The 19,540-nt window shown below is 47.3% G+C and carries 15 protein-coding genes; 11 read left to right on the forward strand and 4 right to left on the reverse strand.

The genetic code is table 11. The features are described 5' to 3' along the window. Nucleotides 1–8: 8 nt before the first annotated feature. Nucleotides 9–1,640, reverse strand: coding sequence for a DUF2813 domain-containing protein (locus BZG80_RS04560; protein WP_077661524.1), 1,632 nt, complete (start codon nucleotides 1,638–1,640; stop codon nucleotides 9–11). 212 nt (nucleotides 1,641–1,852) lie between these two features. Here BZG80_RS04560 and BZG80_RS04565 point away from each other — a divergent pair, with 212 nt between their 5' ends. Further along, nucleotides 1,853–2,770 (forward strand): LysR family transcriptional regulator, encoded by a 918-nt coding sequence (locus BZG80_RS04565; RefSeq protein WP_077678832.1) that lies wholly within the window; start codon nucleotides 1,853–1,855, stop codon nucleotides 2,768–2,770. A 53-nt stretch (nucleotides 2,771–2,823) separates the two neighbouring features. Here BZG80_RS04565 and BZG80_RS04570 read toward each other — a convergent pair whose 3' ends face one another. Then, nucleotides 2,824–5,517, reverse strand: coding sequence for a bifunctional acetate--CoA ligase family protein/GNAT family N-acetyltransferase (locus BZG80_RS04570; protein WP_077678833.1), 2,694 nt, complete (start codon nucleotides 5,515–5,517; stop codon nucleotides 2,824–2,826). Nucleotides 5,518–5,802: 285 nt separating this feature from the next. Here BZG80_RS04570 and BZG80_RS04575 point away from each other — a divergent pair, with 285 nt between their 5' ends. Together BZG80_RS04575 and BZG80_RS04580 are read left to right on the forward strand one after the other, a co-directional pair. After that, a complete protein-coding gene (locus tag BZG80_RS04575; protein ID WP_077678834.1) occupies nucleotides 5,803–6,327 on the forward strand; it encodes an SPOR domain-containing protein in 525 nt (174 codons plus the stop codon). A gap of 178 nt (nucleotides 6,328–6,505) precedes the next feature. Continuing rightward, nucleotides 6,506–7,510: a D-alanine--D-alanine ligase gene (locus BZG80_RS04580; protein ID WP_077677095.1), complete on the forward strand. Its 1,005-nt coding sequence runs from the start codon at nucleotides 6,506–6,508 to the stop codon at nucleotides 7,508–7,510. On the opposite strand, the gene BZG80_RS04585 is transcribed toward BZG80_RS04580, so the two are convergent. Beyond that, nucleotides 7,511–8,464, reverse strand: coding sequence for a tyrosine-type recombinase/integrase (locus tag BZG80_RS04585; protein ID WP_077677096.1), 954 nt, complete (start codon nucleotides 8,462–8,464; stop codon nucleotides 7,511–7,513). A gap of 209 nt (nucleotides 8,465–8,673) precedes the next feature. Between BZG80_RS04585 and BZG80_RS04590 the strand changes: the two genes are divergently transcribed. Next, nucleotides 8,674–9,042 carry a DUF3319 domain-containing protein gene (locus BZG80_RS04590; protein ID WP_077678835.1) on the forward strand — a complete coding sequence of 123 codons (369 nt, stop codon included), beginning with the start codon at nucleotides 8,674–8,676 and terminating at the stop codon, nucleotides 9,040–9,042. A 68-nt stretch (nucleotides 9,043–9,110) separates the two neighbouring features. Further along, nucleotides 9,111–9,434 (forward strand): stress response translation initiation inhibitor YciH, encoded by a 324-nt coding sequence (yciH, locus tag BZG80_RS04595; protein ID WP_077678836.1) that lies wholly within the window; start codon nucleotides 9,111–9,113, stop codon nucleotides 9,432–9,434. A gap of 57 nt (nucleotides 9,435–9,491) precedes the next feature. On the opposite strand, the gene BZG80_RS04600 is transcribed toward yciH, so the two are convergent. Then, the gene (locus BZG80_RS04600) at nucleotides 9,492–10,382 is read right to left on the reverse strand and encodes a TPR end-of-group domain-containing protein (RefSeq protein WP_236719515.1); all 891 of its coding nucleotides are present in this window, start codon (nucleotides 10,380–10,382) and stop codon (nucleotides 9,492–9,494) included. A 223-nt stretch (nucleotides 10,383–10,605) separates the two neighbouring features. On the opposite strand from BZG80_RS04600, the gene BZG80_RS04605 reads away from it, so the two are divergent. From BZG80_RS04605 to BZG80_RS04630, 6 genes are all read left to right on the forward strand, one after another. Next, a complete protein-coding gene (locus BZG80_RS04605) occupies nucleotides 10,606–10,968 on the forward strand; it encodes a hypothetical protein (RefSeq protein ID WP_077661519.1) in 363 nt (120 codons plus the stop codon). After that, a complete protein-coding gene (locus BZG80_RS04610) occupies nucleotides 10,961–11,500 on the forward strand; it encodes an RES family NAD+ phosphorylase (RefSeq protein WP_077678837.1) in 540 nt (179 codons plus the stop codon). Before BZG80_RS04605 ends, BZG80_RS04610 begins: the two co-directional genes overlap by 8 nt. Nucleotides 11,501–11,661: 161 nt before the next feature. Further along, entirely contained in the window at nucleotides 11,662–13,146 is a 1,485-nt protein-coding gene (locus BZG80_RS04615; protein ID WP_077678838.1) for a sigma-54 interaction domain-containing protein, read from the forward strand. A gap of 61 nt (nucleotides 13,147–13,207) precedes the next feature. After that, complete coding sequence (locus tag BZG80_RS04620) at nucleotides 13,208–16,657, forward strand: DEAD/DEAH box helicase family protein (RefSeq protein ID WP_077678839.1); 3,450 nt, start codon at nucleotides 13,208–13,210, stop codon at nucleotides 16,655–16,657. Nucleotides 16,658–16,762: 105 nt separating this feature from the next. Then, nucleotides 16,763–18,340 carry a type I restriction-modification system subunit M gene (locus BZG80_RS04625; protein ID WP_077678840.1) on the forward strand — a complete coding sequence of 526 codons (1,578 nt, stop codon included), beginning with the start codon at nucleotides 16,763–16,765 and terminating at the stop codon, nucleotides 18,338–18,340. Next, the gene (locus BZG80_RS04630; RefSeq protein ID WP_077678841.1) at nucleotides 18,337–19,509 is read left to right on the forward strand and encodes a restriction endonuclease subunit S; all 1,173 of its coding nucleotides are present in this window, start codon (nucleotides 18,337–18,339) and stop codon (nucleotides 19,507–19,509) included. The genes BZG80_RS04625 and BZG80_RS04630 overlap by 4 nt, the downstream gene beginning before the upstream one ends. Nucleotides 19,510–19,540 lie beyond the last annotated feature (31 nt).

Below are 19,540 nucleotides of genomic sequence, written 5' to 3' on the forward strand. Positions count from 1 at the left end.
TTGAGGCGTTATCCAACGCCTCTAGCTAGCCCGATGGCACGTTGAATAACCCAACGGAGCAGTTTAGGGATCGGCGTATTCAGCTCATTTTCTGTATAAGCAATAATGGCCAGGGCGGCATCGGGTTTTGCGTAGCGCTTTAACGCCTTGGCGATGATACGCTTATCGTTCATGTGCGGCTGCTGGCTCGCCACGCCGGCCATCTCGCGAAACAACGGCTCATAGCCATTGTTATATAAATAATGCTCAATATCTCTATCGGGCAGTACCGTCAGTCTTGCTCCTTCGGGCTGATGCTCGATTTGTCCTCGCGCGGTGGCTGCGTACTTCTTTCCTGCCATATCACCATCGGCGACAAGGTGCCATTCAATGCCCAGTGCCTTGGCGGTCTTGATGAGTGGCCTAAGTCCGCTTTGTGCAAACTCAATTAAATGGACACCTTCCGCTGCAAAGTCATAACCTTGTAATCGTGCAAGCTCATTAAATAGCCAGATTTCAGTTTCACCTTCAACCAATAACCAGCAGCGTGCGAACAGTGCGCTGGGACGATGAAAGCGAACGTGGAACGTGACACGCCGACGTTCATCTTGCGTCAGTAGATGAGAAGGGACTTGATGGCTACGTGTTTCCGTGGGATGGCGTACAAGCCGGCGAATATGATCGAGCTGAACGCCAGCCAACAAATCACCGCTATTGGTGGTCAACAGTTTTTGCATGGGCATGAGTTGGATGAGGCGCCATGCCTGATTTAAAAGTGTGGGGTGTAGCCGACCTTCAGGATCTTCAAACAACATAATAGGTCGGGCATTGCGTTTGAGTTGTTTCGGGCCACGCGCCCGCACAAATGCACTCAGTAACCCCATTAATACGAGCCGGCTTTGGTTAGATGTATTGGCGGCAACCGCTTCTAAGGGGTGCATTTGATTATGGGTAATCGACAGCGCGCCAGGAGCATGAATGGGATAGGGGGCGCGGCTATGCTCGTCAGCGGCAAAATAGTGATCGAGTAGCTGACGCATTGCATGCAGGCCACTTTTGATTTCCCCTTTGTTAACGTGCCCAGGCATCATTAATAAACGGCGATAGGTATTATCTAAACGTTGCTCAACCCGCGTATTGTCTTTATTGACCATTTGCCCAGGTACCCGCATACGTCGGGCATCACGTACCCTAACAACGGGGTGGATCTGCATTAAATGGCTTGCGAGCGCATCGTTGTCGACCTTTTCAATTATCTCTCCCTGACAAGACAAGAATACACGCTGTACCGAAACTTTACTTTCTTGCATGGTCGCGTTCAGACAGTAATCTAAAGTTCGGCAACCGGCATTTTCACCGTTCCAGAGCGGCTTAAAACGACGATAACGGCGAGCTTTATGCTCCCCCGGAAAACTTTCCTGCCAACGGAGAATAATCTGAAATTGTTGTTCTGGTGCGACGCCAAGGGCATGGTCAACATGAAAGTCAGAGCGTTTAAACTGAGGTTTATCGCCACTGGGATGGAGTGCGAGCTCCAGTGCATCCAAAAGAGACGATTTCCCCCATGCGTTTTCGCCGATTAACACGGTGAGTTCATCGACTTGGAGTGATAGGCGCCGGATGCCACGGAAGCCTGCAATTTCTATACGGTCTAATCTCATTGTCACCTCTGTTTCAGAGTATGACACCTTGACGAAAAAGGAAACGAAATCGATGGTTATTTTGTGCTATATGCCTGATTTATCGTGACTAACACATAATGCTTCCTCACGAGGGATTGCCCTTCGATTTACCATAGGGTGGTAAGGTAAACCCTGATATAGTGTGTAGATCTGTTACGTGCCCTTTTTAGGGTGATCATCGAGAGAAAATTATGTTGTCGTTTGAAGCCTTACACGTTCTTGATGCCATTGAGCGAAAAGGCAGTTTTGCTGCTGCCGCTGAGTCGTTGAATCGTGCGCCCTCATCGCTGAGCTATCAAGTACAAAAGCTTGAAGACGAACTTGGGTTAGTGATTTTTGATCGTTCAGGCCACCGTGCGACGTTTACTGATGCCGGCCATTTATTGGTTGAGCGAGGGCGCATGTTATTAAAAGCGGCAGACGAAATGGTGGCGGATGCTGCATCATTGGCTCACGGCTGGGAGTTGGAAATTTGTCTTGCCTACGATGGATTGTTTAAGAGCGACTTCTTTTTTCCGCTGATCGAGCGTTTAGCTAAAAAGAGTAGTACACGACTGAAACTGTCTGAGCAAATACTAGCAGGCTGTTGGGAGGCGTTAGCACAAGAGCGCGCAGATGTACTGATTGCGCCGATCCCCGATACTGTGCCTCAAGGGATAAAAGTACAGCCGCTGGGAGAAATGAGCGCCTATTGGGTTGCCGCTCCCGACCATCCGATACATAAAGAAGCGCGCCCGGTTGTACCCGATGTTCGCGCCAAATACCGTGGCGTCGCGGTTGCTGACACGGCGCGAGGTATGCAGCCGAAAACCTATAATGTGCTGGAAAATCAACCACGCTTAACCGTCAGTTCCATGCATGACAAATATACGGCTATTTTGAATGGCCAAGGCATAGGGACGTTGCCCTGGTTTTGGGTCCAAGACGATCTCAACGCCGGACGTTTAAAACGCCTAAAAGGGGGAGAGCCGTTTCAGCTCAAGTTCGGAGTAGCCTGGAAGCGCAATCGAATGGGCAATGCTAAATCCTGGTTAGTCAGACAGTTGCCCAATTTACTTGCGCCTTACATGCAAGCAGGCGACATACCGATTAATAAGTCCTCGTCTTGAATGAAGAAGGCGCTGGATTGAATTGACCAGCTTTGGTCGCGCGTTGTCTTCGCTTACGCTTTGGATGATAACGGCAGTTGCATATCGACGATGCCATCGGCCATTTGCACATCAATACTAAAGCCGCATTTTTGTGCGAGTGCGATCATCCCTCGATTATTGGGCATGGTCATCCCGGTGATGCGTGATAGGCCTGCCTGGCGGCCATAGTTAATAATGGTGTTCATAAGCACACTGCCGAGACCAACACCTTTTAAATCAGAGCGGACTAAGACCGCAAATTCGGCGTCTGTATTTTGAGGATCGGCCAATAAACGCGCGACTCCCCAGATTTCTTCTCTCCCGGAAGATAGTGGGAACGTGGCCACTATCGCCATTTCACGGTCATAGTCAATTTGAGTCAAATTCGCTAACGCCTCATGATTTAGCTCGCCAACGTCAGAGAAAAAGCGGCGGTATAGATCCTCTTCAGACACTTTTTCGACAAAGGCCTTATGCGTTGGCTCATCTTCGGGAAGAATAGGACGCAGCAGAATGGTTTGTCCGTTTTTAAGCGTGACCGATTGCTCCAATTCTTTAGGGTAAGGCCGAATAGCTAAGCGCTTTTGTTGGCTACCCGCGTAATCTCGTAACCGCAGCGATGCATCCAAAACCGTGAGTTCCTCGCCAGCGACCAGAAGTGGGTGGATATCGAGCTCATCGACTTCCGGGCAATCAATGATCATTTGTGACAATGTCACTAAAAATTGACATAGACGCGGTACATCGATAGCAATAGGAAAGCCGCGTTGCTTGATTTTACCGCTTTTAATCGCGCCAATCACAAGATAGCGCGCCAGTGCCATATTAAGCGGCGGGATCCCGACTGCCGCATCTTTGGTGACATCCCAATCAGAGCCACCTTCTCCGAGTAAAATGATGGTACCAAAAACGGGATCATTACTGATGGTAACGCGCAGCTCCTGGGCACCCGCTCGCGGAGCCATCGACTGTACCAATAATCCTTGGATGTGGGCGTTGGGAAAAGTGACAGACACGCGATCAAGGATCGCTTGAGCGGCATTAGCGACTTCTGCCCCTGTACGTAAATTCAACATTACGCCTTGTACATCTGATTTATGACGAATATCGGAAGAGCGAAGCTTCACGGCAACAGGATAACCAACTTGTTCGGCAATTTGGGCGGCTTCTACCGCGTCGGTCGCGAGCCAGGTAGATATAACCTGCATACCATAAGCTTCTAAAAAGGGTCGTACCTCATGGGTCGTTAGGGTGAGATGCTCAATGTCTTCTGCTTGTTCGATAAACGCCCGTGCGGCCAATAAGTCATAGTCCATGAGTCCAGTCGAGGTAGGGGTTTCCATTAATTGCTTTTGGTTGCGCCTATATTCCACTAAGTGCATATAAGCAGTCACGGCGCTTTCAGGTGTTCGATAGGTTGGGAAGCCGGCATGCGTGAACGCCAGCCGGGCGACTGTGGCGTCGTCTCCCTCACCTTGCCAATTCGTTAAAATATTAAAGCGCCGCGCGCGAGGGTTTTCTTTTAATGAATGAATGATGGCTTTGGCGGTCGCCAGTCCAGGTGCCGTGACCGATGGGGAATGCATGATCAAAACCGCGTCGGCCTCATCACTGTTTAACATGATATCTATTGCCGCTTGGTAACGCTGCGTGTCAGCATCTCCGACCAGATCAATGGGGTTCGTATGCGACCAGCTTGCAGGCAAGACCTGATTTAGGGCGTCAAGCGTTGAGTCACTCAAGGTCGCTAGCTTACCCCCAGCATCCATCAGCGTGTCAACCGCCATCACAGCCGGCCCACCGCCGTTAGTGATAATCGCGAGCCGTTCTCCACGTAAAGGAACGGAGTGAGACAGCGTCTCGACCGCGGCAAATAACTCGTGCGTGTTGTTCACACGTAACATCCCAGAGCGACGAATTGCAGCATCGTAAGCGGCATCTAACCCTGTACTGGTCTGACTAAGTTGCTCAAGAGCAACAGATCCACCGCGGGTACGACCACTTTTCAATACGAGAATACGACGATTCCGGGCGGCTGCTCGCGCAGCGGAGATAAAGCGTCGTGCATCACGAATTGAATCGACGTAGAGCAAAATCGCGTCGGTTTTACTGTCGCGACACAAAAAGTCGAGTAATTCGGGGAAATCAATATCACAGGCTTCGCCCAATGAGATAAAGGTTGAAAAGCCAATACGTTTATTTCGCGCCCAGTCCAAAATAGTGGTACAGACGGCGGCTGATTGAGAGACAAAAGCAATGTTTCCTTTGTTGGCCGGCACAGGTGCAAAGGATGCGTTAAGGTTAAGCCATGGTAAAATCATGCCCAAACTATTGGGGCCAAGCACGCGCATGGTGTATCTCTGTGCCACCCGTTGCATTATCGCGTACTGACTTGTGCCGAGTGAGTCGAGCTGGCCGCGCATCCCGGCTGCGAGCACAATGACGAGCTTAACGCCTCTTTCTCCCAATTGTTCGATAAGCGCTGGCGTCGCTTCACCACGGGTACAGAGAACGGCTAAGTCGGGAACAAGTGGCAGGTCCGCAATCGTTTTATACGCCAAAATGCCGGCAACCGCTTGATACTTAGGTGTGACAGGCATGATAGGGCCTTGAAATCCACCGGATTGTAAGTTGCGGGTGATAACGTAGCCTGCGCGCCCGCTGCGGTCGGACGCACCTATAACCGCAATAGATTTAGGCTTGAGGAGTTGATCGATGCCGGCCATAGTTTCCTCCGAAAAAGCGTCGCCCAGCGTCATCAACGGTGGGCACATCAATTGGTTAAGCTCTGAAGCCAGTCTATCGGTTCAGCGTTGAAATCAACGGTCTTTTTTAACGCAATGTGATCTGGGTGTGGCAGAAACTGGCTGTTACGATACACTCAAGCACGTCGTTTAACGTTCTATCTGTGAGCTATCACCGGAAACCTTATGTAACAGGTTAACTTTTGGTTGAATGGCTATTGGGTCGGGGGCACAATGAAACAAATTTGGATAACTGACAGAATCACAATGAAAAAACTGGGCTTACTTGCAGTTGCGCTGCTGCTATCAGGATGCAGTGGTGGTGGTGTGACCACTGAAATTTATAGTCAGACCATTGAGTCAACCGATACGCGCGAGACTGTGAAAACCTCGGCACCACAACCGAAAGAGCAATCTGCATCGAAAGAACGATCTGTATCGAAAGAGCAATCCGCTTGGAAAGAGGAAGCGTCGCCAGCGCCGAAAAAACAAACCGTAAAAGCATCAAGTCAGGGCCCAGGGTATACCATTCAAATTGTGGCACTTAGCCATGATCGCGGGTTTACTGATTACGCCAAACGGCTTCCAAGTAACGAGCCACTTTGGAGCAACAAGAAAATGGTAGACGGCTTACCTTGGTATACCTTGTTGTATGGTGAATATTCATCACGAGATGCAGCAAAGCGTGCCATTAAGGCTTTACCGCAAACCATTCAGCAGTATGGTCCTTTTGTTCGTGACATCGCAGACATTAAGCGTTCATCAACGCCTGAGATGACACGCGTTAACTAGTCGAATCTCCGCGCCTGTTAATATAGAAGCTGGCTCTTGGGTCAGCTTTGAACAAACCCGCAGCAATCAAACACCAAAATACCAACAAATACGCGTCGATAGGTGAAAGCAACGTCGCATTTGACTACTATGGCGGTATATTCAGGTAACGTGTTAATGCACGTGGTGAGAGAAAATAATGACGAAACTAAACCTGCTTTTACTGTGCGGTGGCGGTGGTGCGGAGCACGATATCTCGCTCGTTTCTGCGCAGTATATTGAATCACAGCTAGCGAAGCTCCCTCGAGTCAATGTCCAAAAAGTCGAAATCACCCAAGAAGGATGGCATCTTGACGATGGTATGCGCTGTCACCTTGATACTGATGGCATGCTTTGTAGCAAGGTTGAGCATAGGCAAATTCATTATGTGATCCCTTGCTTCCATGGTTTTCCCGGCGAGACGGGGGATATTCAGTCACTACTCGAGATCACCGGCCTGCCTTACCTAGGATGCGGCCCGGAAGGTAGCCAAATTTGCTTTAATAAAATTACCTCGAAGTTGTGGTTTGATGCCCTCGGCATTCCGAACACACCCTACGTGTTTATCACCGATCAAAGTGACCAAAACATGGCACGTGCGTCTGCCTTTTTTGCTGAGCATCAAGGCGTTTTCGTCAAAGCGGCCAGTCAAGGATCCAGTGTAGGCTGCTATCGTGTTACTGAAGAAGAGCAGCTCTCAACATGCATTGCAGATGCGTTTACGTTTTCTGACCAAGTATTGATCGAAAAAGCGATTCAACCGCGTGAATTAGAGGTGGCCGCGTTTCAGGTTGGCGACGAAATTATTGTCACCAAGCCGGGTGAAATACGCTGTCCAGAGGGGAGTTTTTATACCTTTGAAGAGAAATACAGCGAAGGGAGTTCGAGCAATACACAGATTGAAGCACTCGACCTTAGCGAGGAACAAGTTGCCTGTATTCGCGACTATGCCCATCAAGCGTTTAAGCAACTGCGATTAAAGGACATGTCGCGCATTGACTTTTTCTTGACTGAGAACGGTACGGTACTCGTCAACGAAATTAATACCTTTCCAGGTATGACGCCCATTTCCATGTTCCCTAAATTGGTCGAACATCATGGGTTAGCATTTGATGAATATCTCGCATCACGTATCACCCATGCAACGGGACGGCGAGTAAGCTAGTTATTCCGTCAGCTTCTTATGTCGGTATCGCGCTTTAGCTTGTTCACTTGCTATCGTGTTACCGACATATTGCGCCGGCATTGCGGGGCTTTTCCAGCGGCCAAGATGCTGGATTTGTTTTATTGTCATTCCTTTATTGGCAAGTGCACGGCTTGCACCGACGCGAGGCGATTGCCCAGAAAAAGTAACGGATTCACCCAGCAAGCGACTCGCGCGTCGAAAGACCCGATAAATCGATGACGGGTCTAATGCGGTCTCACCTAAATGGCCATGTTTGTTGATTCGACGAAGTAGGGGGCCATGATTCATTCCTGTTTTATCCAACCACTGGGCGACTAACATCGCTGTTTGCTCACTCAATGCTACCCGTTGATCTCTAACTATTATGAACGTTTGGGTGCCTTGAGTAATCAGATCGTCTGTGGTCAGTGCGGCAAGTTCACTGCGTTTAAGCAATCCTTCATAAGAAAGTGACCATACAAGCCGATCTCTCAGATCTTGCAGTCTTTGCGAACTGGCGAGTTGTTCATTGAGTTGTATCATGTGCTGAGCGTGAAAGGGGGTGGCTTCTTTACTTTCCGGTAACTTTGCCTGAAGTAATCGAGCCATGGCGTATTTTACTTCGCGATGTTTACTGGGATCACGCTGTTGATGTAGTCGATGTACTAAACCGACGGTGACCACGACACGACGAATCGCCGATATTTTACGGTGTTGAGCCGCAAGCTCGGCAAAGCGACGCAAAGTCGTTATCGCACATGGCACGGCTGTGACCCCTTGGCCGTGACAAAAATCAGCAAATACGTGCCAGTCATTACGGTAACTGAGTAATGAATTACGACTGTAAGCGCCTTGTGTTAATAATTCCCACTCATCCAAACTGACTACGCCTTGATTGAAAAGGGCCAAGCTATCGGGAATATGCTTTGGTTCAAGCGGTAAAATCTTTTTCATAATGCACTATAACTTTATATGTTTGTTATCAGTCTAACACACTACAATGAAAAATATTAGACTTATGTCCCATTACACTAGACCCTAAGTCCGTTAATGGCTTGGATTAATGAAATAATTCTAAGTAGGGCTGATAATAGTCTAAAACAGACTCAAGGCCGTAGTTCAATGCAACATGGCGTACACGGCTATTTGCGGGAGGAAAAAACATGACCCGACGCCTTTTTCATCGTGGTTATACGATTGAAAAGTCAGAAGGTGGCGATGAGGCCACAGAGGTTTACCGCGCTAGACTCGGGGGTAAATCGATATCTGGCAGTTTGCACAATGTGAAAAAATCAATCGAGTGGTGGGCTGACACCAGTATTCTTGTCGATCCCGCCGATTTTGATGATGAAGAGGATGACGTATCGTCAAAAAAGCAGGTGGAAGAATATAATGGTTTTCGTATTATGAACGACGATCCAGAAAAAGATGAAAAGGGCTGGTATATGATTGTCCGAGGCAAACTGATGAAGGGATCGCTACCAGGATTAAAGCTTTTTATTGATAAGAATGGAGGGCAGCTGCGCGGATAGTGACTGCCAACATAGCATTGCTTTTGATAGTATAAGTCTAAAATGTTCAACGAAGCAAAACTATCACCATGTCTGACGAAAACCGCATAGTCTACTCAACAGAATCTGGAAAAATCAAAGAAACGCCCGAAAAGCCTCAACGCCCTAAAGGGGATGGCATTGTTCGTATCCAGCGCCAAACAAAAGGGCGCAAAGGTAAAGGCGTCAGCTTAGTCACTGGCTTAGACCTTGATGATGCTGAATTAAAACAGCTCGCCGCCGAACTCAAAAAAGTATGTGGTTGCGGGGGAGCAGTGAAAGATGGCGTGATTGAGATCCAAGGGGATAAGCGCGACAACATCAAAACGCACTTAGAAAAGAAAGGCCACACAGTCAAACTGGCCGGCGGGTAAAAAGAAAAACCAGGCAACATCTCATGCCTGGTTTTTTTCGTTTACGTTTTTTGTTGCTTAAATAAGTCCATCAGGGTCAATCAACAGATCAAACCGCTCGTGACCATGCAGTGATTCAAAGTCGGCCTCTTCTCGAGCCGCTTCACGCAATGAAGCACTTTCAGCTATCGCCAGCTCTAAGTCAGACACGGCTTGGTCCTCGGCACCTAACCTTGCATAAGCACAAGCGCGTTGGAATAGGGCATTAGCATTGCGCTCATCCACTTCCAAGACACGGTTACTAATACTTAGCGCCCAATGGTATTCACCCATTTCCATCGCGGCATCCGCTTTGTGAGTTAACGCTTCGAGATCACCAGGGCGGATTTTGAGTATCTCATTATAAATTTCCATCCGCTGCTCTGGCGTCTGCGAATGCTGCGCACGTAACCATAAGTTATGGATTTCGTTAATGCGTTCAATTTCTTTGTTATTTTCAGCAATAATGCGCGTTTTACGCTTCAAATCTCGCTCGAGCGCTTGGAACTTGCGCTCATATTGCTCTGCAATTTCAGATAACTGTTGATCCGCCAGTTCTTTGGTGTTGGTCTTAATATCACGCAACGACTGCCAGCCAACGAGGGCAATGAGCGATGCTGCGCCCGCGATGAGATAAAAGAAGTAGGTCACTGTCACATTAGCGTAGTTGAGTGACTTATCCGCCACGTCGAGCTCACGGTCGGTGATCTCTGTGACCATACGTTTTTCTAACGCTTGGAAATCGGTTCTTAAGTTCCGGATCTCATCCAAAACATACCTTTCCATCAATGGTTTATCGTAAATACTTTGCTCGGCGTACGATGTTGGCTCTTTGGCCGCCTTAGTATGCTTAACATCGTTTTCGTCCTGAGCTATCGCGCCAAAACTGGCTAACGCCACGAGCAAACACGCCCAAATGTGCGCTTTCATGGTTATCCTTATAATGAATGATCTAATGACTGGTGAACTGTAGCAAACCTTGCTGAACCTAAAAAGGTTAACGGGTGGAATTCATCCGGAGCAAACCGTGATTTGTGTTCCCGGTACAGTAAACACCTGCTGTTCTGCTGTATTTTAGCCCAGCTTGACAACTGTCATAATGTCATCCATTTTAGACGTATATAAGTCAAATTTAAATGACATGGTGGTTACGATGAACCGATCTATTTTAGATGTAGTCATGAACGCAGAAGGTATCGTTGAACCGAGCAAAATGGCCGCGTTTTTCCATACAAATTTGAAAGAAATTGCGTCATTGTCTGGGTTACCTTATTCCACGCTGAGTCGCACCGAACGATATTCAACAATCAAGGCGCAGCAACAACTACGTAACTGCACAGAAGTGATCAACCGAATCCTTCCGTGGACGGGGAATGAATTTCATGCCTACGCGTGGTATCGGAGCGAAGGGCTGCCAGAGTTTGGCGGATTAACCGCAGAACAACTGGTTAAGCACGATCGAATAGATGCGGTCAGAGCCTACCTCAATCATACGAGCGAAGGCGGTTATGCGTGAAGAGAAGCTAAAGGACCATTTGTTTAAATTTGAAGGTGCGGTATTTCGTGGCCATAACCCTCGCTGGTCATACGCGCCTAACAGTGGTGAAGGGGCAAGACGCAACGGTGGTCGGTTTAACCCAAAAGGTGTTGGCGCCTTATACACCTCACTGTCTCAATCAGGTGCATGGGTCGAGGCTCAGCAGGGGTTTCGTTTTAAAGCTCAGCCTCTGACAATATGTCAATATGATGTCGACTGCGACAATGTACTCGATCTGACCGATGAAACAGTGCTTCTAAACTGTGGCATCAAGCCCTCGACGCTAAGCTGTGCTTGGTTAGATCAAGTGACCCAGCAGCAAACGCCCGATAGTTGGTACTTATCGACGCAGCTCATCAGTGCAAAGGTCAACGCCATTATTGTGCCAAGTTTTGCGCGTGGAGCCACTCAGGACATGAAAAATATCGTATTTTGGCGATGGAGTGATACGCCACCCAACATGGTTAAAGTGATTGATGACTTTGAACGCCTGCCGCCATCACCTTATTAGCGCCGTCCGCCGAGGTAAGAAATACACCTCATAAGCCGAGTGCACTTATACCGCAGTACGATGTGTGACAGATGGCTATCTATCTGGTCAAGGTAATATCAACTCTCAGCCACTTACTGTAAACTTTCTCTCTAAAGGTAAAAATAGTTACGGACGTTAAAATGGCAACGTTGCTTAGTTGGCTGGGAAGGAAAGACCTCGATCATATGAAAGCGGATAAGCCCGCTTCTATCGCCACGATTGCGCTTAAGGGTAAAGTGCTTGACCGTATCATTATCCTTGCCAATGCATGGGATGATGAGTGGCATGACTATCAAGATTGGTTGATGAAAAAGCTCGCTTGCGCGGGACGCTCTAGAACCACAGTAACGATTCAACGTGTTCGCATAACATCCCCGATTGACTATTCATCGATAACAAAGGTGATGCAGAAACAACTTCATGCAATTTCTGTTGATGCAGATCAGATCTATCTCAACCTCACTTCTGGGTCACCAACCATGGCTGTCATTTCTGTATTGCTTGGTAAGAGTATTGGAAAATGTCAGTTAATACAAACCTCTCCCAAGGGCGACTTAATTGAAGTTGAGATCCCAGTCGATTTCGCCACTGAATACACCAAAGCTTCCACCGACGCCTTGCAGGAACTTACTTCCGATAACCCTAAATTAGATCCGGCATTTGGCTCAATTACTGCTAAGTCAACCACCATGCGACATTTGGTTAAAAAAGCTCAACGCCTTGCGTTATCGGATTTACCAGCCCTTGTTCTAGGCGAGAGTGGGTCAGGCAAAGAAGTGATGGCGACAGCCATTCACAATGCCAGCTCTCGAGCCGACAAGGCATTTAGAGCGGTTAATTGTGGCGCATTACCAGAAAGCTTGGTTGACTCTGTTTTGTTTGGCCACGTAAAAGGAGCGTTTACTGGGGCAGGTAGCGATCACGCAGGGCTTTTTGAACAAGCGGATGGCGGTACCTTGTTTCTTGATGAAGTTGGAGAGCTTCCACTGAACGTTCAAGTTAAATTGCTCCGAGCGCTACAACAAAGAGAAATCACTCGGGTAGGTGACGTTAAAACGAAGACGATCGACGTGCGCATTATTGCGGCAACACATCAAGACCTTTTTCAGATGATATCAGAGGGGACATTTCGCGAAGATCTGTTTTATCGACTCGCAGTAGGTGTTATTGAAATGCCGCCACTGAGATCGAGAGTTGAGGACATTCCTTCACTCATCGATGTCCTGATGACCGAAATCAATCAACAAACTGAAAAGCATCCACTGTTTGATAGTAAAAAAATTTCCGATGATGCAATAAAGTTTGCACAGTCTTACCAATGGCCTGGCAATATCAGGGAGCTTTGGAATACCTTAAACAGAGCTGTTTTGTGGTCAGAGTCTAACTCTATTTCAGCTCAAGATCTCCAATCTTCGGTATTGAGTGCGTGTAAGAGCCGGGCTGGCTCGAGCGCATTTACCGTCCCGGGAGACATTCAGCAACATATTGATAGTATAAGAAAAAATGCAGTTCATTCGGCTTTGGAGTATAGTCGTGGTAATAAATCGAAAGCGGCGGAAGCTCTAGGACTGAAGAGTCACCAGACGTTAAGCGGCTGGATGACGAAGCTAGGCATCGAAGAATAGGCGAGCAAATGACACCCGAGTGGCATGCCAATTGCTGATTGAGGTCAGGAGTACAATAAGAGTGAAAACGTCAGTGAACTTTGAACATCTCAGAAAAGACTGGCCCGAGTTGGCTGAATTAGGCGCATTTGCTGAAAACTATGCGGTAACTGATCCTCAAAGTGCGATGGTTAAGCTGCGCTGCTATGTCGAAAAAATAGTTGGCTATCTTTATCGAGAGTTGCGCCTGCCGGTGTTGCCCAACGCTTCTATCTACGACAAGCTAACCGGCGCATCGTTTACGGCAATTATCCACAAAGACATTCTCGACAAGTTTCACGCCATACGTAAAGGTGGCAACAAAGCCGCACATGATGGGTATGTCAATCAACATGACGCGCTGTGGCTGCTCAAGGAGTCCTACCTTATTGGTTGCTGGCTTTTCGTCGCTTATGGAGATGGTTCACAACAAGAATGTCCGCGCTACACGCAGCCGGACAATGCACCGCTAGACGGAGAGTCAAAAGCTGAATTCAAGCGTAAAAACAAACAGCTACAGCAAAAGCTTGCTCAGAACAATGAGCAACTTACGCAGGCGTTAAAAGAGCTTGAAGAGGCTAAAGAAGCGCAACGGCTCGCTCAGCAAGCAGCGAGTAAAAGCACATTGGCAGTGGATCAAACCAAAGCGGATGAGCTAAAACGCAATACGCTTAAGTTGAAAAACAGCTTTGATTTTAACGAAGCTGAGACGAGAAAGCGCCTAATTGACGCCGAGTTACGCAGCCAAGGATGGGATGTTGCGCTAGCAGAAGTGAGTACCGAGCAAGTCGCAAAAGAGTATGAAGTTGATGGTCAACCAACGCCATCAGGCAAAGGCCGTTGCGATTATGTATTGTGGGACGACAACGGCAAACCACTGGCTGTTATAGAAGCAAAGAAAACACGCGTCGATGCGCGAGCAGGGCAAGAACAAGCCAAAATCTACGCCGACGCGCTAGAGAGAAAAACGGGTCAACGGCCAGTTATCTTTTACACTAATGGCTATGATATCTGGCTATGGGATGATTCTCAGGGCTATGTACCACGTAAACTGTTTGGTTACTACTCCAAAGACAGCCTGCAATACCTTATCCAGCAACGTTCTTTAAAGACCAACCTGAATAACACACCGATCGATACCGACGTTGCCGGTCGTCTATACCAAATAGAGTCGATTACTCGAGTGTGTGAGCGCTTTAGCGATAAGCACCGTAAAGCACTCATTGTGCAAGCAACGGGGACAGGCAAAACCCGTGTTTCTATTGCGTTGACAAAACGCTTACTCAACGCCGGCTGGGCGAAACGGATACTGTTCTTATGTGATCGTAAAGAACTGCGTAAACAGGCCGCCAATGCATTCAACGAATTCACAAGAGAGCCATTATTCGAAAAAGGCAAAAGCAGTAAAGACCTTGCGAGTAAGGCGCGCATTGTCATTGCGACTTATCCAGGGATGATGCAAACCTACGAAGAGTACGACGTTGGCCATTTTGATCTCATCGTTGCCGACGAATCACACCGTTCGATTTACAACAAATACGGTGAGCTTTTTAAGTATTTTGATGCGTTACAAGTTGGCTTAACCGCCACCCCCGTTGAGATGATTTCTCGCTCAACCAGCCAGTTATTCGGTTGTGATTACAAAATGCCAACCGCGAACTACCCATTAGAGCAAGCTATTGAAGAGGGTAATCTTGTTCCCTTCAAAGTCGTTTCTCATACCACCAAGTTTTTACGCGATGGCATCAAAGGCCATGAGCTCACTGATGAACAAATCGCTGAGTTAGAAGAGCAGGGCACCGACCCTAACGAGCTCGATTTTGATTCTAAGCTAATCGATAAAGCGATTTTTAACAAAGATACGAACCGCGCGATTATCCGCAACCTGATGGAGCGTGGTCTCAAAGATGCCAACAACCAATTGCCGGGTAAAACCATCATTTTTGCCCGCAACATCAAACACGCTGAACTCATCGCCGAATTATTTGCGGAAATGTATCCCGATCTCGGTGGTAATTTTTGTCGAGTGATCCACTCGAAATACGAACGCGCTGATGAGCTTATCGACAACTTCAAAAGCGCCGAAGGCAGCAAAAACGACATTACCATCGCCGTGTCTGTAGATATGCTTGACACAGGTATTGATGTGCCAGAATGCATCAACCTCGTGTTTGCGAAACCAATCAGGTCAAAGGTGAAGTTTTGGCAGATGGTTGGGCGAGGAACTCGCCTATGTGAAAACTTATTTGGCCAAGGTGAGCATAAACAGCACTTCTTGATTTTCGATCACTGGAGCAACTTTGAGTACTTCAAAATGAACCCAGACGAAGATGATGGTTCGCAAGGCAAATCGCTCGCGCAGAAGGTGTTTGAGGCACGGCTAACCTTGGCAGAAGAGGCTCTAAAACGAGCAGAGATGGATATCTTCGATAGCGTGGTGTCACAAATTAAAGCCGATATTGATGCACTTAACGACAAAACCATTGCGATTCGCGAAAATTGGCAGGTCAAAGCACAGTTGAGCAACGAGAAAACGCTACATCAGATGGCGCCAGCAACCAAAGCGTTACTGTGGTCAACAATGGCCCCTTTGATGCAATGGAAACCCACTGCCGGTGAAAGTGAGGCGCTGCGTCTTGATCTTCTATTCCTAGAGCTTGAACTGATTAAGTTAAAACAGCCTTCGAAAGCTGGCATTGCTGCCATGCCCATTATGGAGAAGGTCGCCACACTTTCCATGCACCTTAACGAAGTACGCAGTAAAGCCAAGGCTATCAAGCAGGTGCAGGAGGCCAACTTCTGGGACGATGCTAACCACCACACCTTAGAAGTGTGCAGAAACGAACTTCGCAGTATCATCCATTTACGCGATAAAGGGGCGATACCGCCACCGATGCAAACACCCGTTTTGGATGTCAAAGAGGATGTCGGCGAATATCGTACCGAAGCATTGAAGACCGATATTGTTACCGTCGACTACCAGATCTACAAACAAGAAGTCGAAAAAACGCTCACGCCACTTTTTGAATCAAACGAGGTGTTACAGAAAATTCGTGCGGGGCAACCGGTAACACAAGCAGATTTGGACACGCTCAATGCGCTTGTTCATACCCAAAACCCCAGTGTCGATTTATCTACTTTGAAGGCATTCTTTCCCGAGTCCACCGCTGGGCTGGATCAAATCTTGCGGACTATCGTCGGCATGGACGCCAAAGCCATTGAAGGCGAATTCACCGTGTTTGTTCAGCAAGTACATACACAACTTAATTCAAGGCAGCAACGCTTTATCGGTATGCTCAAAAATCACCTTTGTCGCTACGGTAGCGTTGATATTGAACAGTTGTACGACGCGCCTTTCAATCAAATTGATGATGCTGGATTAGATGGCGTATTCCCCATCCCTGCTCAAGCGGATGTGGTGGAACAGTTTGTGCGTCGTTTCAGCGTCCATTTGGGTAAGAAACAGCCAAGCATTGAAAAAGTGATTAATTAACCTTTTGGTTAACGCACGGTACTAAGTACACTACAGCCATCTAAGCCGTCTTTCGCGTGCCGTATTGTTAACAATCGGCCCAAGTAGAACAAAAGAGACCATAAAATGATTACATCAGGCGCGTTAAAAAGCCAAATTGACAAGCTGTGGGAAGAGTTTTGGACCGGGGGCATTACTAACCCGTTAACCGTCATTGAGCAAATTACCTATTTGATCTACGCCCGTATGTTAGACATGAACGAGCGTATTGACGAAAAGCGAAGCGAGCGTACAGGTCAACCCTTTAATCGTCGTTTTCCAGATGACAAACAGCACATCCGCTGGGAGAACTTTCGCCACCTGAGTGCTGAGCAGCTCTATCCACTGGTGAAAGACGAGCTGTTTCCATATTTCAAGCAGCTCACCGATGACGACGCCTTGTTTGCGGAGTTTATGAAAGACGCCCAACTGATGATTCAAAAGCAGTCACTGCTTGTTAAAGCGATTGAATTGGTAAGCGCACTTCCGCTAGCAAACAAGGACATAAAAGGGGATTTGTACGAGTATCTGCTCTCTAAGCTAACCACCGCCGGTATTAATGGTCAGTTCCGTACGCCGCGACACATTATCCGCGCCATGATTGAAATGCTCGACATCGATGAAACCCATCGCGTTTGCGATCCAGCATGCGGCACCGGGGGCTTTTTATCAGAGACCTACGACTACTTGCTAGAGAAATACTCATCCCCAGAGGGAACAGAAAAAGAGCCAGTTTTGGATGCCGAGGGCAATCCTGTTTTAGATGTGCATGGCAACCCAGAATTCAACTACTTGTATGCAGGGGATTTGCTCACCAAACGTTGGCACATTGACGAAGACATGTTCCACGGTTTTGATTTTGACTCCACCATGCTGCGTGTGGCAGCCATGAACCTTTTAATGCACGGTGTGAAGCAGCCAAACATCATCTATCAAGATACGTTAAGCCAAAGTTTTATCGAACACTCACCGAATGAAGCCAAAAATAGCTTTGATATTATCCTGGCTAACCCACCTTTTAAGGGCAGTTTGGACCAAGAAGATGTCGACCCAGGATTACTCAAAGTCGTCAAAACCAAAAAAACTGAACTGCTGTTTGTCGCACTGATCCAACGTATGCTCAAAGTGGGTGGCCGCACTGCCACCATCGTCCCTGATGGGGTGTTATTTGGCAGCTCCAAAGCGCACCAAACCCTACGTAAACACCTCGTAGAAGATAACCAGTTGGAAGCGGTGATCTCACTACCAAGCGGAGTGTTTAAGCCTTATGCTGGCGTTTCTACTGCCATTCTAATTTTCACCAAAGGTGGCAGTACCGATAACGTTTGGTTCTACGATGTACAGGCTGATGGCAAATCTTTGGATGATAAGCGTATACCAATCAAAGATAACGATTTGCCGGACTTAGTTAAGCAGTACAAAGCTTACCAAGCAGCAGTCATGGCCGGTGAGTCAACCGAACAATGGAAAGATAAAAGCCAAAAAGCATTCTTGGTCACAAAAGATGACATCAAATCGCACAAATACGACTTATCGATTAACCGCTACAAAGAAGTAGTCTACGAGCAAGAAAGCTACGAAGAGCCTAAAGTGATTCTAGGAAAACTCAAAGCGCTAGAGAATGAGATTCTAGCTGACCTGAATGAGTTGGAGTCGATGCTATGAGTTGGCCAACGAAGAAGTTAGGTAACTTAGTTTCGATTAAAGGCGGTGGTACTCCAAGTAAGAAGATTAAAGAGTACTGGAACGGCAATATTCCATGGGCCTCAGTTAAGGACCTTAAGTCTCGTCTATTATTAGGTACCGAAGATTCGATCACGCTGTTGGGAGTAGAAAAATCAGCTACGAACATAATTCCTAGAGGTACAATTATTGTTCCTACAAGAATGGCTTTAGGTAAAGTAGCTGTAGCAGGCGTAGATTTAGCTATCAACCAAGACCTGAAAGCGCTAATTGTGAACGATGAAGAAGCTCTTAATAAGGATTATCTCTCTAGGTTTCTGGAATCGAAAGCAAAGTACATTGAGAGTGAAGGAAAAGGTGCCACAGTAAAAGGGATTACCTTAAATTTCCTCAAGGGGCTTGATGTACCACTCCCACCACTAGAAGAACAAAAACGCATCGCTGCCATTTTAGATAAAGCCGATGCCATTCGCCAGAAACGCAAACAAGCCATTGACCTTGCCGATGAGTTCTTACGCAGCGTATTTTTGGATATGTTTGGTGATCCGGTAACGAATCCGAAGGGGTGGGAAGTTAAACGTCTTGCGGAGCTGATTTCTGAAGGCGATAAGTTGAACTATGGAGTCGTACAGCCGGGAGATGATGATGAGAACGGAGTGCCTTTGGTGCGTTCCGGAGACCTGTATGACTCAGGTACACCATTATCTAAAGTTAGAAGAGTTTCATCATCGGTGGATGAAAAGCATCGCAACTCTCGCCTAAAAGGAAATGAAATTTTAATAGCTTGTGTGGGCTCTATTGGTAAAGTTGGTTGGGTTGACGAGTCGATGGTTGGGTGGAACATAGCTAGAGCTGTTACTCGTATTCCCCTAAGAGACTCAGTAAATAGAGAGTATATTTTTAGATATTTGCAARGTCCGGTTATTCAAGGGTACTTTCAAAAAGAAACGCGTGCGGTCGCTCAACCCACTCTTAATGTTGGTTTAATATCAAAGACACCAATAGCTCTGCCTCCACAAGAGCAACAGGATGAATTTCTCACCGTCCATAACAAAGTAAATAGAATGAAACAAAATGCAATTGTTAAAAGCAAGTATATGGATGAAGTGTTTAAATCTCTATCCCAAAAAGCTTTCGCAGGCCAGCTATAAATTTCCGAGGTATTTTCGGATGCCTCTTCTT

This window comes from Salinivibrio sp. MA440, from assembly GCF_001996265.1.
Lineage (GTDB): Bacteria > Pseudomonadota > Gammaproteobacteria > Enterobacterales > Vibrionaceae > Salinivibrio > Salinivibrio costicola.

What these genes read in the sequence shown, in the direction of transcription:
- BZG80_RS04570 (WP_077678833.1), bottom strand. Translation starts at nt 5,517, where the DNA reads ATGGCCGGCATCGATCAACTCCTCAAGCCTAAATCTATTGCGGTTATA.
- BZG80_RS04585 (WP_077677096.1), bottom strand. Translation starts at nt 8,464, where the DNA reads ATGAAAAAGATTTTACCGCTTGAACCAAAGCATATTCCCGATAGCTTG.
- BZG80_RS04565 (WP_077678832.1), top strand. Translation starts at nt 1,853, where the DNA reads ATGTTGTCGTTTGAAGCCTTACACGTTCTTGATGCCATTGAGCGAAAA.
- yciH (WP_077678836.1), top strand. Translation starts at nt 9,111, where the DNA reads ATGTCTGACGAAAACCGCATAGTCTACTCAACAGAATCTGGAAAAATC.
- BZG80_RS04600 (WP_236719515.1), bottom strand. Translation starts at nt 10,382, where the DNA reads ATGAAAGCGCACATTTGGGCGTGTTTGCTCGTGGCGTTAGCCAGTTTT.
- BZG80_RS04610 (WP_077678837.1), top strand. Translation starts at nt 10,961, where the DNA reads ATGCGTGAAGAGAAGCTAAAGGACCATTTGTTTAAATTTGAAGGTGCG.
- BZG80_RS04605 (WP_077661519.1), top strand. Translation starts at nt 10,606, where the DNA reads ATGAACCGATCTATTTTAGATGTAGTCATGAACGCAGAAGGTATCGTT.
- BZG80_RS04575 (WP_077678834.1), top strand. Translation starts at nt 5,803, where the DNA reads ATGAAAAAACTGGGCTTACTTGCAGTTGCGCTGCTGCTATCAGGATGC.
- BZG80_RS04615 (WP_077678838.1), top strand. Translation starts at nt 11,662, where the DNA reads ATGGCAACGTTGCTTAGTTGGCTGGGAAGGAAAGACCTCGATCATATG.
- BZG80_RS04590 (WP_077678835.1), top strand. Translation starts at nt 8,674, where the DNA reads ATGACCCGACGCCTTTTTCATCGTGGTTATACGATTGAAAAGTCAGAA.
- BZG80_RS04580 (WP_077677095.1), top strand. Translation starts at nt 6,506, where the DNA reads ATGACGAAACTAAACCTGCTTTTACTGTGCGGTGGCGGTGGTGCGGAG.
- BZG80_RS04625 (WP_077678840.1), top strand. Translation starts at nt 16,763, where the DNA reads ATGATTACATCAGGCGCGTTAAAAAGCCAAATTGACAAGCTGTGGGAA.
- BZG80_RS04560 (WP_077661524.1), bottom strand. Translation starts at nt 1,640, where the DNA reads ATGAGATTAGACCGTATAGAAATTGCAGGCTTCCGTGGCATCCGGCGC.